The following is a 15,154-nucleotide window of genomic DNA, read 5'->3' on the forward strand; positions in this document are numbered from 1 at the left end:
CAGGCGGGCTCTCATCTCCGGGTAACGGTCAGTTACCTTCCGATGGTTGCCCACCTGTTTGCTGTTATTCCTGAGGATTTTCTTCAGTCTGTTTAACCGGCTCGAACGTCAGGTTCTCGTCTTTTTTCTTGCTGCTTCGGGTCGTACGGGCCTTCAGATTTGCCCGGTGTTGCTTGATAAGGGCATTCACATAGTCAATGAACTGGTCGTACTTGGTACCTCCTTCGTAGGCCGTTACGACATTGACGCGGTCAGTAAACTGACGATACGCTTCGTCTGTGGCTTCTCGGGTTGACTGGATAATCCCTTTGTCTTTCCGGCTCTCTGCATTGGTACGGCTTCTCATCGCTTCCTCCAGAGCATCCGTCGTTTCAGAAAGATAATCCCTCCATTCTGTAAAATAAATTGGTTCCAGATAACTGTTGATGTAACTCTGAATTTCTTGTAGCAGGTTGCGCAAGACGCTCAGTTCTTCGGAATGTCCTAACTTTACCGGGTTGCCATACTTGTCGTAAATCCGACCGACTTCTTCTGCTACAGCACGCTTAGTTTCATCCGGATGCCGGCGCATGGCGTTAATAAAAGCCCGCGAAGCCGAATACGCCTCGTCGACGGCAGCATCGGCCGCACTGAGCGCCTCCACCTCATCCAGCTTGGTGTTTTGCATATAAGCCTTATCGAACGCTTCAAATCTCGATACGTAATTTTCTCGTGTGGCTTTCAACGGATCTGTTGTCCCTTCAGAAACGACCGGCAAATAGTTGAGGGCTTTGATTACTAATGTGTGGAAACCATAATCTTCGTTGTTACGTAAACTTTTTGTATAAAATACTTCAATTTGCTTCATGGCATCATTGATTTTATTAAGTGAATAAAATAAGATAATTGCCCTAAAGATAATTCCCTTTTTGGTAAGAACCAATTTTCTTTGCTTGAAAAATCTCCATAGGCAGGAAAACGCTGATCCGTCCGGATGAGTTTTTTTTGTGTACCAAAAACTGTCACTCTGTCAAGCGGAAGACTTTCCTGCCCTCAGGAAACTGCTTCTCTGCTAAGATTTGTATTTCCTTGCCCATCAGAAACCTCAAATCCATGCAGATTAGAACTTTCCTGCCTGTATGTAAGGAATTTTTCGAAGAAGATTACAGTTCTCTTGTTCATTTTTTACTACCTTTACCGCCAGATTGGAGCTATTCCATTCGTTGGACATGTTAGAAAATAAAGCGTTGTGCTTATTCTTGTTCTTGAAAACCTAGGAAATTTTCAAAGAAACACAAGAATAGCACAGCGGCCTTCACGTATATATGCGTGGGGCTGCTGTCTATTTGTGTTTCGGGTTTTCCTAGGACCTTCAAGAATGAATAGTACACAGTCTCACGCTTTCGTTTTATAAACCACTTCTCTTTTGGGGGCTGGGAGAGAGGGAAAATAAATTCTGTTATGAATATGAAATGGATTTATTTTATTTGCGCATTATTATTATGGGGCGTATTATCAAGCTCTTCAAGTGGTTTTAGAGAAGTTTCAGCCTTGTTGAAAATCGTGATACCGATAGCTTATATTACTTTATTGTATGGTAATAAAGAAAGCAAAGTGTGTTTTTGGAATGTCGTATTTGTATCAATGGCTTGTTCATTTCTTTTTATTCCTGCAAAAAATGATGATGTACTGATGCCATTGTCTGTTATTTCTATTCCTATATTTGTGATACAAGGTGTTATGTTATGGAGAAAAGAATGGAAAGAAAAGAAAAAACAGGATTGAATTATTGCCCCGGTCTAACGGAAGCTATATAAGCAAATGCCAAGCGAAGCGTAAAGAAATCCCAGCTGCTTGGGTAGGCAAGCTGGGATTTCAGCTTCTCGTGGGGAATTTGTAGTACTTGAGTAGAAGCCTTGTCTTTTTAGTTGCCTCTTAGATTAGAAGAGAAAAATATCAGGAAAAGAAAGACATAAAGAACCCAGCTACACATATGTTTAATGCTAATCGTCAATAGAAAATTTTCATGCGATATGGAGTATCAATTGATTATGCGAAATGCTATTACCTGCGTATTAATTTTTTACTTTCTGATTTTAATACATTCGGTTTGTGAGCCGGATATAAGATGCAGAAAATAGATTCCTGGCTGTTGAGGTAAAGCATATTCCCTCTCTCCTTTTGTCAAATGACAATGTTTTATTTTTATCCCAAGGGCATTATATAGTGTTAATTCTCCCGGAGAAGTTGTTGTGATACGGATCTTTCCATTTATGATTGCATAGTGAAAATGCTGAGCTGCTTTAGCCGTTTGTGTAAGGAGCCGATTCTCCGGCTCTTTGCCTTGATAAGGAAGAGTTATCTGCCTTAACACTGTTGATGAGGCATCATCATCCTTCTTTTGGAAAGCCAAGTTGGTGTCATGGTTGGCTTTGATAAAAAAGGCACTGCCTGCAGGAATCTTATAATTGCTACCAATAGGATAGCTATCATAATCTGTCCCGTTATAAATATAAATATTCCCGTCTAAGGCCGGATTGGGCAGAATTTCCTGGAGCGATAAGGCTGAAGGATACGGATTCCCGCATAAAATCCATCCGTTGTGAGCTTCACTCCCACTTTGTAGAAGCTGTGCCTCTATTCCGACAGAAGCGTTGTCTGTAAGACGGATCTGCTGATGTTCGGGGGACGAAAAGGTTAAGGTCTGATATGCTGCGGTCTCATCGATAGCAATCAGGTAACCTTTCCCTCTTTGCAGAAGAACTTCTCCGGGTACAACTTCATCGGTAGAAATGACTTTCCAGTTTCCACTTGTCTGATTGTTATCCGCTCTTCTTTTTCCGTCGTATGTCAGGATATAAAGTATATTGTTGACGGGTTCGGTTGTCATGGTGGAGGCATCACCCAACTGAAAGCGAGAGTCAATTCCTTCTGGATATACATCATGCGGGAAAGAAACAAAATACCATTTTCCTTTTTCGTCGAAAGTATGAAAGGTGGTCATTTGTTGAGTTTGTAAGCTCCCTTCTGGCTGTATCTGTATTCCTTTCTGGTTATTGATTAAATGAAGACATTCGGCCGCCTGGTTGATCTGGACATCCGCATCGATTAATGCCACTCGACGGAGGCTGGGATAATCATGCGACCATAAGGCATGATCATGCCAGGTTCCTGATTGCTGTAATAAAGAATACTGTTCAATATTTCCTACCAGGAATAAACTGTCTATGCAATAATAGCCATTACTTGCCGAAGCCGGTTTCGTAACTTCGATTTGAAGCTGGTAGGGATCTGCTCTTCTGCCCCTATAGAAGCATTGTCTGCCAGCATAGACTTGTCTGAAATACCGGGAACAGTCGTTGCTCATCACAGTATATGGGCGCGCATCAGATTCTGTAGCCCCTGAATAGAAGTAAGTTGTAAAATAGATATCTTCCTCTTTGTTGACATGCTGGAAAGCAAAAGGAATATGTATTTCTGCCATTTTCAATGCCGGATAGATCAAGGTATCAATCGTCAATGTACTTCCGGGGTAAAGCCGGATAGCCCGACTGTCGGATGCTCCCTGTATGCCTTCTTCTTGTGGATAAAAGAAGTCATACTGGCCGGAAACCGAATAATTGATGGAAAGCGGATTGTCTGAATCAAAGCTCTGATATAATACAGTATCCCTGATAATCGGATTTTTCTGTGGATCTTGAATCAAAGATTCCCATTGCTGCGGAGAAAACCACTCAGATTGTGCACTGATCGGGCTGTTGGAAACCCATTGCACGATAGCTATTAAAATAGCCTGAAAAGGAAGATACTTTTTCATAGTCAATTGATTTTAGTTAGTATCGTTATGATACCAGATTTATAATTCGCCCTAAAGATAAAGAAAATAATTGAAATGATTATCTTTGTGGCATGAAAGAATTTATCATTAGCGAAGCACAATCAGAAAAAGCTGTTCTGGTGGGATTGATTACACCACAGCAGAACGAACAGAAGGTGATGGAATACCTGGACGAACTGGCATTCCTGGCCGATACTGCCGGTGTTGAAGCCGTCAAATGTTTTTATCAGAAGCTGGACGGACCCAACTCTGTTACTTTTGTCGGTACCGGAAAATTACAGGAAATCAAAGAGTATGTGGTAGAAAATGAAATCGGTCTGGTCATATTCGATGATGAACTTTCTGCTAAGCAACTCCGAAATATTGAAAAGGAACTGCAGGTGAAGATATTGGATCGTACCAACCTGATTTTGGATATCTTTGCCCGTCGTGCTCAGACGGCCCATGCCAAGACACAGGTTGAACTGGCACAATACCGATATATGTTACCGCGACTTACCCGTTTGTGGACCCACTTGGAACGCCAGCGTGGTGGTGTAGGTATGCGTGGCCCGGGTGAAACCCAGCTGGAAACCGATAAGCGTTTGATTTTAGATAAAATATCCCGGTTGAAGAAAGAACTGGTGGATATCGACAAGCAGAAGAGTGTTCAGCGGAAGAATCGTGGGAAGATGGTGCGCGTCGCGTTGGTGGGCTATACGAACGTAGGAAAATCAACTTTGATGAACCTGTTGAGCAAGAGTGATGTCTTTGCCGAGAATAAGCTTTTTGCGACATTGGATACAACCGTCAGGAAAGTCATCATTGAGAATCTTCCGTTTTTGCTTTCTGATACTGTCGGATTTATCCGTAAATTACCGACTGAGCTGGTAGAATCGTTTAAATCGACCTTGGATGAGGTTCGGGAAGCCGATTTGTTGGTACATGTGGTAGATATCTCACACCCGACATTCGAAGAGCAGATAGAAGTAGTCAACAAGACACTGGCTGAAATAGATGACCGGGAAAAGCCGATGATCATGGTCTTTAATAAAGTGGATGCGTTTACATTTGTTCCGAAAGATGAAGATGATCTGACTCCGAGGAAACGGGAAAATATAGACCTGGATGAGTTGAAACGTACCTGGATGGCAAAGATGCAGGATAACTGTATTTTTATTTCGGCCAAGGAAAAGACAAATATCGAGGAATTGAAAGCCTTGTTGTATGAGCGGGTAAAACAAATACATGTAACCCGTTTCCCGTATAATGACTTCCTTTTCCAACAGTACGAGGAAGAATAAAATGGTGAGCAGAATTCTCAGACTTTTAAGACAAGAGGCGCGTATGAGTTTTAGTGAATCATCCTATCGTATTTTTGAACAAGGCACTGAGGCCTATCATGTGACAGACAGCGTGAATGCCACAGTGCATAATCCTTATCCTGTCAATAGCTTCGAATTTTACCTGTATCTGAAACATTGGGTGGATGCTGTTCAATGGCATTTGATGGACATCATCCATCAACCGGATCAGGATGCAGCCGAAATGATGGAAGTTGTCAGGCGAATCGAGAAGATGAATCAGGAACGGGTCGATCTGGTGGAACTGATAGACAGCTTGCTACAAGACCGGTACAAAGGAGTGAAGCCTTTGCCTCAGGCGACCATAAATACGGAGAGTCCGGCATGGGCTATCGACCGTTTGTCTATCTTAGAGTTGAAGATCTATCATACCCGTAAGGAAACAGAACGAACGGATGTATCAGACGTATATCTTGCCCGCTTTCGGAAGAAGCTGGAAGTCTTGGAAGAGCAGCGTAAGGATTTATCAACTGCTATCGATCAGTTATTGACGGAGATTCGCCAAGGTCGGAAACTTATGAAAGTGTATAAACAAATGAAGTTATATCGTCCCTGAATCAAAATGAAAACAAATAGAAAACTGTGGGGCCTTCTTGTGGCCCTTTTCTGTTGTATATCCGTTCTGCAGGCTGAAGAATGGTGGGAAAAGCGAGAATTCCTGACCTACTCTCCCCGTTATTTTGGTCCGAACGCCTTCCCTTTTCCTGAATTGATGGGTGGAAAGTTACCTTCACGCTGGGAGGTGGAAGTGAGGGGAGAATATCATACCATGCCGGGCGACCAGACACAGGATATTTTTGCCCGTTTGTATATCCCGATTGCGAATGGAAAAGCTGGTGTAATGGCTAACTGGACCATCTCGGAATGGTATAAGACGTCGGAAGCGGTGCGCGACGAACGTTCGGCTGTCGAAACAGAACCTGCTATTCCCTGTCACGGGGATATCGTATTGAACTTCTTCTATCAGGTACTTCGGAGTGAGAAATGGGCTGATATCAGTGTGAGTGCCAACTTAAAGACTGCCAGTGGTAACCGTCTGTGTGATGCCCGTTATACCGATGCCGCTTCTTATTGGTTTGATGCCAATATCGGGCGTGATCTTTGGAAGAATCCGACATACAATTCGTTTATCCGCATCGAAGGGTTGGCGGGTTTCTATTGCTGGATGACCAACTTGGACGATAACCGTCAGAACGACGCCATCTGCTATGGTGGTGCCATCAGTGGCGCTTGGAAGAATCTTTCTGCCCGTTGTGATCTGGTTGGCTTCCGTGGTTATCAGGACAATGGTGACCGCCCGTTGCTTCTCCGCACAAAATTGGAATATGAGATCAAAAAGAATATCATCTCTTTCCGGTACCGCCACGGTTTGCACGACTTCCTGTATGATTCTTATTCTCTGGCTTATATCCGCTGTTTTTGACTTTTCTGCCTTCCTAGAATAGGGGTTTTCCGGTATTTCTTGTCTTAGGAGTAAAAGAAAACTTTAAAAGACAGGAAATATGAAAAAGAGTTGGATGATTGGAGTGATGCTATGTGGCGCTTTAGCTGCCCAGGCACAGTGGAGATTTACCCCGGAAGCGGGCTTTAACGTAACGAAATATGCAAACTCTCCGGCCAAGGTAGGATATAAAGTCGGCGCTGCCGTGCGTTACGATTTCGGAGAAACCGGTTTTTCCTTGCAAAGCGGGTTGTATTATGTCCAAAGAGGAGAAGGAACCATTCGTTCAGGATATTTAAGTGGAACAGCCAAGGACAATGAAGGAAAAGAAGTCAATGTCGATTCATATCTTTTAAAAGACGGAACCATTTATTCGATGTATAGCTACTATAATCCGAATAGTGGATATTATGAATACGTCAGCACTGAAAAGCCAGTAGGCGATATCTTATATAAAACCGCCTCTTTTTATGCGTCAAAAGCTTACAGAGGTTATCTTCAACTACCCATTATGGCCCGTTATAACTGGAAATTAAATGATAAGATAGGTTTCCATATGTCCTTGGGGCCCTATTTGGCCGTTGGTGTGAATGGCAAAAACAAATCAATCGTAAGCATGATTGATCTACAAGATGAATATATTGGATCAAAGAATGTGTTTGAAAATAATGTATATGATTATGGTTATTATCGTTTTGACTGGGGAGTAGCAGCCGAAACAGGCGTTGAAATCAATCATTTTTCAGCCAAGTTCAGTTATGATCTGGGATTGGGCAAGGAGTCAAAATATGATGAGATTGGCTGCAAATACCATACAGCCAGTTTTACGATAGGATATTCTTTTTAACCGGAAAACGATTTCTTGGCGGCGAGAAGGTTTCCGAAGATTCGGAAAGTATTTTCCCGGCGGCAGGAAGGTTTCCGAAGATCCGGAAAGTATTTTTCTGGTGGCAGGAAGATTTCCGAAGATCCGGAAAGTATTTTTCTGGTGGCAGGAAGGTTTCCGAAGATTCGGAAAGTATTTTCCCGACGGCAGGAAGGTTTCCGAAGATTCGGAAAATGATTTCCCGGCGGGAGGAGAGGAAAAGCCCTGTAGGATATTTTGCTCATCCAAAAAGATTGCGTTCCTTTGCATTCGGATAAATCCTTTATAAACATGACGACAGATAATAGCATGAAACGGGTTCATATCATCACACCAGTGAAAGATTCAATCGATCTGACACTTGAAACGGTTCGAGCTGTACTTGCCTCGCGCTGGCAGATTCCGGTGACTTATACGATATATAATGACTTCAGTACGGAGGAGAATACGCGCCGCTTGGAGGAAGCTTCTCGGGAGCTAGGCTTCGAACTGGTTCATTTGCGTGATATTACTACGCATCCGTCTCCCAATTATCTGCTGGTATTACAAACGGCTCAAAAGCGAGCTATCGAAGCCGAAGCAGGGTTGTTGATTGTCGAATCGGATGTGATTGTGCGGGAAAACACCTTGCAAGGTTTATTCGATGGTGCCCTGGCCCATCCGGACTGTGGTATTGCAGCTGCGGTGACGGTCGATGAGAATGGCGTGGTGAATTATCCGTATCTCTATGCTTCCAACTATCCTAAAGAAGTTTGTGCGGTGAAGAAACATTGTAGCTTCTGCTGTTCCTTGCTTTCTCTCAACTTGTTGAAGGCATTTGATTTTCACAGACTCGATCCGAGCAAGAACTGGTTTGATGTGACGATTTCGCACGAATCTCTTGAACAGGGTTTCCGTAATTATCTCTTTATGGATCTGCCCGTATGGCATCGTCCGCACGGCAGCCGTCCGTGGAAACAGTTGAAATATACCAATCCGTTGAAGTATTACTGGTTGAAATTCACTAAAGGACTGGATAAAATCTGATCATCTATGGAACAGCAGCCCTTAGTATCTGTCGTTATTCCTGTTTACAACATGGAGACCTATCTGGAAGAAACTGTCCGTTCGGTGCAGGCTTCTACTTATCCTTCTTTGGAAATAATACTGATGGACGACGGCTCAAAAGACCAGTCTCTGGCTGTGGCCCGTCGCTTGGCTGAAGAAGATCCTCGGATCCATGTCTATACACAGCTGAACGGAGGTGTCGCAGCTGCCCGTAATCATGCTATCTCAAAAGCATCCGGTATTTATATATTTCCATTAGATGCAGACGATAGAATTGTCGCAGATTATATAGAAAAAGCTGTTGAAGTAGCAGAAAAGGATTCGTCTGTTAAATGCGTTACATGTCGTGCTGAATTTTTTGGAGCACGAAGCGGAGAATGGAAATTGCCCAGATATACGCGTTCGTTATTGGCTCGAAAGAATATGCTTCCGGCCAGTGCCTTGTTTCGGAAGTCCGACTGGAAACGGATTGGTGGTTACGATGAAACAATTATTGCCCGTGAGGATTGGGCTTTTTGGATAGGAGTCCTAAAAGATGGAGGTGAGGTCGTTCGTCTTCCAGAGACCGGGTTATATTATCGCATCCGTAATTATTCGAAACGAGTATCAGATCGCTCTTTGAAAAAGCATGTAATAGATGTATTAAACCAAAAGTATGCTGATTTCTTTTTCTGGGAATTAGGAGGTCCCTTGCGTTATCAGCGAAGCTGGTCACGTGTGATCAATTTCTTCAGTCGGCTGATTCATCCGATGGAGGCTTTCATATATCCCAAGTATGCAGAAATGGGCAACTGGCTTTTTCAGTTACCAGCTCATTTTGAGGAAGAAGGTGTTTGTATCTATAAGGGAAGAAACGAACTGCGGGAAGTCACGATTGGAGAAAAGACCTTTGTGGTTAAGTCGTATAAACGGCCTCATCTGTTGAATCGTTTTGTTTACGCCTATGTTCGTCCCTCGAAGGCAGAAAGAGCCTGTCTGTATGCCCGTATGTTCCGAGAGAAGGGTATTGGTTCTCCAGAACCGGTCGGTTATTTGACCAGAGGCCATACCGGCTTGTTTGACAAGAGCTATTTTGTCTGCCTCAAGTCTGAGTGTCCTTATACCTACCGTGATTTTGCTACCCATACATTTTCTCGTCAGACAGAGATTCTTAGAGCTATTGGTCGGGTAACGGCCCGGATGCACGACGCCGGATTTTATCATGAAGATTATTCGGCAGGGAATATCCTGTTTCGGGATGATCTTCCGGAAATACAGATCGAGATTATCGACCTGAACCGTTTGTCGTTCGGAAAAATAGGCTTGGAAAAAGGATGCAAGAACTTCGAACGCTTGCCCGGAAGTGATGAGATGTTGTCGGTGATGGCCGAAGCTTATGCCGAAGCCCGTGGTTTTGACGCGCAGGAATGCCTGGGTCTCATCCGGAAATATGTAGATGAAGAATTGGAATATCGAAAGAAAAAAGCACAAACTGTTTGATATGAAGAATCCGCTTGTATCTATAATTACTGTCTGTTTCAATGCCGAAAAATCCATTCTGATGACAATGGATTCTGTGCTTGGGCAGACCTATCCTTTTTTAGAATATATCCTGATTGATGGTGGTTCGTCTGATCGTACCCTGTCGCTGATAGAAGAAAAGAAGCCTCTGTTTGAAGCAAAAGGGATCCGTCTGGTCGTTGTCAGCGAACCCGACCGGGGTATTTATGATGCAATGAATAAGGGTCTCTCCTATTCGAAAGGCGATTGGATAAACTTTATGAACGCAGGAGATCGTTTTGCTGATTCACGAGTGCTGGAAGACCTTTTCAAGACCGATATCCGGCCATCCGAACAAGTAATATATGGCGATACGATTTTGCATCTTCAATTTGGAGATGTTACGATGTTACCTAAGCCGATTGGTTATATGCGGAAGAAAATGGCTTTCTGTCATCAGTCTACCTTGGTTGCAGGAGATCTGATGCGGCGTGAAAAATTTGATTTGCACTATCTTTTGGCCGCTGATTATGCCTTTTTTTATCGTTATTATCAACAGGGCGGACATTTCAGATACATACACCGTACGATTGCCTGGTATGAATCGGAAGAAGGAGCCTCTTCTAAAAACCGGTTGCAGGTAAATCGGGAATATGCCCGTATTCAGGGGAAAGCTGATCGTTTGTCGTGGAAGCTCTGGTTCGTTTTCAAAGTGTTGCGTGTTAAGTTGAAGGATGGTTTGCAGCATTGTCTGCCTCAATCTTATGTGCAGAAGATGCGTGAAAAAAACTATCATCGGATTGCTAAAAAGAGATTAAAATGAGCACTCAGAATAACATTACCGTATTATTTGATCATCAGGCTTTCGAAATGCAGAAATTTGGAGGTATTTCGCGTTATTTCTATGAACTGATCGAGAACCTTCCTTTGCATTCGGAGCTTTCCTTACGGCTGACTACCAATCATTATCTGCGGGAAGGAGCCTGTCGTCCTTTTCAGGGAATGTATGTGCCTGAACGACCTTATAAATGGTTTAAAGGCATAGTAAAGCAGTGGAACCGGAAAGGCAGTATTAAGCGACTTCATCGGGGCGATTACGATCTTTTCCATCCGACTTATTATCATCCGTATTTTTTAGAAGAATTACCTGCCAATAAACCCTATGTGATTACGGTCCATGATATGAATCATGAGTTATTCTCGGCCAGCTTAGGGCGTGCTGAGCAGATGAAAGCCTGGAAACATGAGACAATTCTGCATGCATCCCGGGTTATTGCCATCAGTGAACAGACAAAGGCGGATTTACTTCATTTCCTGCCTGTTGAGGAGGATAAAATTGATGTGATCTATCATGGTATCCAGCAACAGAAACAACCGTATAACGGGCTGCATTTGCCTGAACGGTATGTTTTGTATGTTGGTGACCGGAACGGATACAAGAATTTCGACCGTTTTTGGAATGTCTTTGTCCGTCTGGCTGCTGAGGACCAGCATTTGTGTTTGATTTGTACGGGAAAGCCATGGAGGAGTCGGGAACAGGAACGTATAGAAAAGTCCGGATTAAATAAACGTGTACTGCATTTCCAGGCAAATGATCTTGAGTTGGGACAGTTGTTCCAGCAGGCCCGTTTATTCGTATATCCTTCTTTGTATGAGGGTTTTGGCATTCCTATTCTGGAGGCCTTTTTGAATGAATGCCCGGTTGCGTTGAGTCGGGCCAGCTGTTTCCCGGAAGTGGCGGCCGATGCCGGAGAATATTTTAATCCCGAAGATGAAGTGTCTATGTATGAGGCTTTATCTCATCTGCTGAAAGATGAGGAGCGGCGGCAGGAACTGATCGCGAAAGGGAAGAGCCGTGTTCAACTGTTTACCTGGGAAGAAACAGCCCGGAAGAAGTTGGATACATATCAGAAAGTACTGAATGGGTATTGAGAATATGCGGAAAAATGCTTTTCTTTGTAGTTAACCAAAAAGGGACAGTTACTTAGATAAAAGAATAACAGAACATGGAAAACGAATTGCCTAAAATAGATTTGCCGGAAGATGTTTTGACTGGTGTCCTGACTGATTCAGTCATTTTGAACTTATATGCCCATTTCCCTTGCCGGATCAAGGCGGAGATTGTGGTGCTGTGTAAGAAAGGTGACATTGACGCTTCTATCAATCTGGTCGACTATCATGTCTCTGACAATTCGTTTTTGGTGGTTTTACCGGGTAGTATCTTTCAGGTGAATCAGATTCGTGGGGATGTGGAGATTTATTTTGCTGGTTTTTCATCAGACTTTCTCCGTTCGCTCAATCCTGTTAAATCGTTGCTGGATATTACTTATACTATCAAACATAATCCGGTTGTGCCTCTCAAGGAAGAAATGGTGGAACTGATTGAAGATTATTTTAAATTGGGGATTCGGACAAAAGAACATTTTAGCCTTGAGAACCGGGAGCTCTCTCGCCATTTGTATTATTGTCTCATTTATGCGATCAGTTCGCTTTACAGTAACCGTAAGGTGGATACGGGTAATTTATCGCCTGCCGAACGGATCAGTCAGGATTTCGGGCAACTGGTACTGGATCATTATACCAAGGAGAAGAATGTTGCTTTTTATGCCAGTAAATTAGGTATTACAGCGGCTTATCTGAGTACGATTGTCAAACAGACTACAGGGCGCACATGTATGGAAATTATATCCAATATGGTAATCATGGATGCCAAAGCACAATTAAAATCAACGAACCTGCCGATCTATCAGATAGCCGATTCGTTGAATTTCAATAATGTCTCTTTCTTTGGCAAGTATTTCAAGCGGTATGTGGGTGTCAGTCCGCAGGAATACCGGAACAGTAAGTCGAACGACTGACGGTTATTATTCCGCCAGCCATTCGTTTATTTGTTTCATGATCTTTTCCTTTATGTCTTCCGGCATGTTGCTGATGCGTGAGCGGTGACTGCCACGTGGCTGGATATAAACCTGCTCATTTTTCTTCCCTTTGAAAATAGGAATACGGGTTGCACTCCATGGATCGATTTCACCGTAGATAAAGATCATTTTCGGGTCATTATCTTTCAAGAAGTTATAGACTTTCTGATATAATTCCGGGCGGAATTCGATTTTATCCCGTAACTCGTCGGGCAGCATGATACGGTTCAAATAACCTTTGCTGCTTTTGATATAGAGATATTTTTCGAAAGGTTTAGTATCATATCCATAATATCCCAATTCGCGGGCTGCTTGAACATTGAAAGGTTCAGTATCCTGACCGATGGAGAAATAGGAAGGATCACTGATTTGCATCCAGTGTTTAAACAATGTCTCTTTATCAGAATTTAAAGCCGGTATGGTATTTACCGAAGTACCCCATTGCCAGAGAGCGAACGGATATTCAAGGACACTGTAATCATAGATCTCGTCAGTAGGAACGCGGAATACATATCCTTTTTCTTTTACATAAGCTTCAAATAACGGCATCAATTCACTTCTGCGTTTCAGAATTTCCATCTGGAAGTCCCGAATCTTTTTACGTTCGGCCTTGGTTCCTACTTTTTCAAGGAAGATCTCGTGGCGTCCGTCTTCTACTCCTCGGTTTAAAGGAGCAACATAAGGAACAGAGAAGTCTACGTCATCCGGGAAATAGGCCCGATAAAGTGTTGTTGTCTGTCCTCCTTTGCTGATGCCTGTGCTGATCCATTTGCCTTTATAGATCTGCTTAAAAAGTTCAGTAATATGATGTAAATCGTATGCTGAGTTTTCAGCAGTCAGATAGTCCCAATTGAGAGGATCTGGCTTGGATTCAAGAAAATAACGGTATTCAACAAAGACAACGTTGGCATTCAAAAGTTTGGAAAGTTCTTCCTGGTAGTTCTCGCGCAGTGCATATGCTCCGCCATATCCTTCTGTCACCAAAACTGTCGGACGGTCAAATCCGATATGGCATAATACGACCCGCTGTTTGAAGGTTCCTGCTTGTTTACCTATAGGATCGACCTCTTGTGTTACACGTACCAGGTATTTTTCGGGATACAACTCTGTCTTCAGGGTCTCGATATCGCTCACTCCTTGTAAAGACTGCAGCTTTTCTTTCAGTTCACCGGGGGCAGCCATTGCCAGCAACACGCAGAAGAATGAAAGAAATAATAAATTCAGTTTTCTCTTCATGGTTATTCTAATTTTAAATGTTTGATGGTTCGTAACAATCCTTCATATTTCGCCCGTTTGACGGCCGACTTGGCAAAGATACGACTATAATCGTCTTTTGTGAACATTTTCAGGTCTTCTTTTTGGAGACGGAGAAGAGCTTCCGAAGGTTGAAAGGCCGCTTCTTGGGTTGGTTGGGAAAAACGGTTCCAGGGGCAGACCTGCTGGCAAGTGTCGCAGCCATACAACCGATCTCCTAGTAGTTGGGCTTCTCTGGGCGGAATATCTTCCCGGTTTTCAATTGTCAGATACGACAGGCAGTGATTGGCATTCAGGGTAAAGGCTTTTTCTAATGCTCCGGTTGGACAGGCCCGCAGACAACGGTCGCAGCTCCCGCAGCGTGACGGGACAGGCTCGTCGTAAGCATCGGCTTCCCAGGTTGTCACGATCTCTCCCAAGAAGAAAAATGAGCCTTTCCCCGGCAGAATCAGCTGGGTATTTTTTCCAATCCATCCCAGTCCGGCTTTCCACGCCCAATAGCGCTCCAACAAAGGGGCTGAGTCGGTAAAGACACGGGCCTCTTCTGCCGTTCCCTCCGGGAGGTTCCGGACCACATACTGCCAGAGCTGGCGGAGCTTTTCTTTGACCACTACATGGTAATCCTGTCCATAGGCATAATAGGCAATATGGGGCTGATCTGGATCACGTTTGCAAGCCGGATAATAATTCAGGGCGACTGATATGATGCTTCGTGCGCCTTCCACCAGTCCTTGCGGGTCACGACGTATCTCCCGATGGTTTGCCAGATAAGCCATTCCTGCCTGGTAGCCTTTCGCCAGCCAGGCATCCAGTCGTCGCATCTCCTCTTCCACCGGCTCTACCCGGGCGATACCGCAGGCTGAAAATCCCAGCCGAGTTGCCTCTTCCTTGATCTTTTGAGATGTCATAGCTATTTGATCACTCATCGACAAACAAAAAATTGTGTATCTCCCTTTTATGCACCATTCCCCTTGGTACAAAAGGATTATC

14 protein-coding genes are annotated in these 15,154 nt (G+C 43.6%); 10 read left to right on the forward strand and 4 right to left on the reverse strand.

What is annotated here, in order from left to right; genetic code table 11:
- Positions 1 to 64: 64 nt before the first annotated feature.
- Entirely contained in the window at positions 65 to 847 is a 783-nt protein-coding gene (locus NEE14_RS11950; RefSeq protein WP_251966688.1) for a DUF6261 family protein, read from the reverse strand.
- A gap of 593 nt (positions 848 to 1,440) precedes the next feature.
- On the opposite strand from NEE14_RS11950, the gene NEE14_RS11955 reads away from it, so the two are divergent.
- Positions 1,441 to 1,764 carry a hypothetical protein gene (locus NEE14_RS11955; RefSeq protein WP_338578730.1) on the forward strand — a complete coding sequence of 108 codons (324 nt, stop codon included), beginning with the start codon at positions 1,441 to 1,443 and terminating at the stop codon, positions 1,762 to 1,764.
- Positions 1,765 to 2,062: 298 nt separating this feature from the next.
- On the opposite strand, the gene NEE14_RS11960 is transcribed toward NEE14_RS11955, so the two are convergent.
- Positions 2,063 to 3,796, reverse strand: a complete 1,734-nt coding sequence (locus tag NEE14_RS11960) for a T9SS type A sorting domain-containing protein (RefSeq protein WP_251966690.1) — start codon at positions 3,794 to 3,796, stop codon at positions 2,063 to 2,065.
- A gap of 92 nt (positions 3,797 to 3,888) precedes the next feature.
- On the opposite strand from NEE14_RS11960, the gene hflX reads away from it, so the two are divergent.
- The 9 genes from hflX to NEE14_RS12005 all read left to right on the forward strand — a co-directional run bounded on the left by hflX (position 3,889) and on the right by NEE14_RS12005 (position 12,850).
- On the forward strand, positions 3,889 to 5,100 hold the full coding sequence (gene hflX / locus NEE14_RS11965) for a GTPase HflX (protein WP_251966691.1): 1,212 nt from the start codon (positions 3,889 to 3,891) through the stop codon (positions 5,098 to 5,100).
- Positions 5,101 to 5,143: 43 nt separating this feature from the next.
- The gene (locus NEE14_RS11970; RefSeq protein WP_251966692.1) at positions 5,144 to 5,716 is read left to right on the forward strand and encodes a DUF4254 domain-containing protein; all 573 of its coding nucleotides are present in this window, start codon (positions 5,144 to 5,146) and stop codon (positions 5,714 to 5,716) included.
- Positions 5,717 to 5,722: 6 nt separating this feature from the next.
- A complete protein-coding gene (locus tag NEE14_RS11975; RefSeq protein WP_251966693.1) occupies positions 5,723 to 6,583 on the forward strand; it encodes a hypothetical protein in 861 nt (286 codons plus the stop codon).
- 79 nt (positions 6,584 to 6,662) lie between these two features.
- On the forward strand, positions 6,663 to 7,448 hold the full coding sequence (locus tag NEE14_RS11980) for a porin family protein (protein WP_251966694.1): 786 nt from the start codon (positions 6,663 to 6,665) through the stop codon (positions 7,446 to 7,448).
- Between the two features lie 327 nt (positions 7,449 to 7,775).
- Positions 7,776 to 8,492 carry a glycosyltransferase family 2 protein gene (locus NEE14_RS11985; protein WP_251966743.1) on the forward strand — a complete coding sequence of 239 codons (717 nt, stop codon included), beginning with the start codon at positions 7,776 to 7,778 and terminating at the stop codon, positions 8,490 to 8,492.
- A gap of 6 nt (positions 8,493 to 8,498) precedes the next feature.
- Positions 8,499 to 9,992 (forward strand): glycosyltransferase family 2 protein, encoded by a 1,494-nt coding sequence (locus tag NEE14_RS11990; RefSeq protein WP_251966695.1) that lies wholly within the window; start codon positions 8,499 to 8,501, stop codon positions 9,990 to 9,992.
- Between the two features lies 1 nt (position 9,993).
- A complete protein-coding gene (locus NEE14_RS11995; protein WP_251966696.1) occupies positions 9,994 to 10,815 on the forward strand; it encodes a glycosyltransferase family 2 protein in 822 nt (273 codons plus the stop codon).
- Complete coding sequence (locus NEE14_RS12000; RefSeq protein WP_251966697.1) at positions 10,812 to 11,924, forward strand: glycosyltransferase family 4 protein; 1,113 nt, start codon at positions 10,812 to 10,814, stop codon at positions 11,922 to 11,924. Before NEE14_RS11995 ends, NEE14_RS12000 begins: the two co-directional genes overlap by 4 nt.
- Before the next feature lie 74 nt (positions 11,925 to 11,998).
- Complete coding sequence (locus tag NEE14_RS12005; protein WP_251966698.1) at positions 11,999 to 12,850, forward strand: helix-turn-helix domain-containing protein; 852 nt, start codon at positions 11,999 to 12,001, stop codon at positions 12,848 to 12,850.
- Positions 12,851 to 12,856: 6 nt separating this feature from the next.
- On the opposite strand, the gene NEE14_RS12010 is transcribed toward NEE14_RS12005, so the two are convergent.
- Together NEE14_RS12010 and queG are read right to left on the reverse strand one after the other, a co-directional pair.
- Positions 12,857 to 14,146: a S28 family serine protease gene (locus tag NEE14_RS12010; RefSeq protein ID WP_251966699.1), complete on the reverse strand. Its 1,290-nt coding sequence runs from the start codon at positions 14,144 to 14,146 to the stop codon at positions 12,857 to 12,859.
- Between the two features lie 2 nt (positions 14,147 to 14,148).
- On the reverse strand, positions 14,149 to 15,090 hold the full coding sequence (queG, locus tag NEE14_RS12015; RefSeq protein ID WP_251966700.1) for a tRNA epoxyqueuosine(34) reductase QueG: 942 nt from the start codon (positions 15,088 to 15,090) through the stop codon (positions 14,149 to 14,151).
- Between the last annotated feature and the right edge of the window lie 64 nt (positions 15,091 to 15,154).

It is taken from the genome of Parabacteroides sp. AD58, from assembly GCF_023744375.2.
Lineage (GTDB): Bacteria > Bacteroidota > Bacteroidia > Bacteroidales > Tannerellaceae > Parabacteroides > Parabacteroides absconsus.